This window comes from Staphylococcus schweitzeri (assembly GCF_002902405.1).
Lineage (GTDB): Bacteria > Bacillota > Bacilli > Staphylococcales > Staphylococcaceae > Staphylococcus > Staphylococcus schweitzeri.
The window spans coordinates 34,104-34,621 of the sequence record NZ_PPQS01000044.1 but is presented as its reverse complement, the minus strand read 5'-3'; the positions used below and the strand labels follow the sequence as shown (position 1 = coordinate 34,621).

Annotated in this window: 1 pseudogene; it reads right to left on the bottom strand. The window is 30.3% G+C overall.

The annotated features are described in order from the left end of the window. Nucleotides 1–445: 445 nt before the first annotated feature. A pseudogene (locus tag CD116_RS13975) lies at nt 446–518 on the bottom strand (serine hydrolase family protein); the annotation flags it as partial.

Below are 518 nucleotides of genomic sequence, written 5' to 3'. Positions count from 1 at the left end.
CCACCGACCTTCGGGTTATGAGCCCGACGAGCTACCGAACTGCTCCATCCCGCGCTAATATTATTTTGAATTACCTAATTAATATACCATATTTAAAAAACTAAAGTCAAGAACTTTTTGAATTTAATTTAAATATTATCTCTTAAATAATTACTTAAATATCGTAGCAACACGTTCTCTGTTGAACACAAATATTAGTATATTCATTTTTGTAGTGTACGTCAACGACATTTTGAAAGTTTTTTGTGTAAAAAAACGCTTCTTCTTCCCTTTTATAATATAAGTGTCTAATAGTTGTCATAATTAATCATGAACTATTGAAAAAGATGTAGGAATCATAAATTTTATAATGCCTACATCTCTAGCCTATTAAAATATAATTATAATCTTTTTCACTAAAATGCTATGTCTCATACTGATACAACATAACACAACAATATACTACCTATCGTGTCATGTAATCTTGCATACGGTCTTGCAACGCTGTAAATGTCTCGAAGCCATCTTCTTCTAAAAAG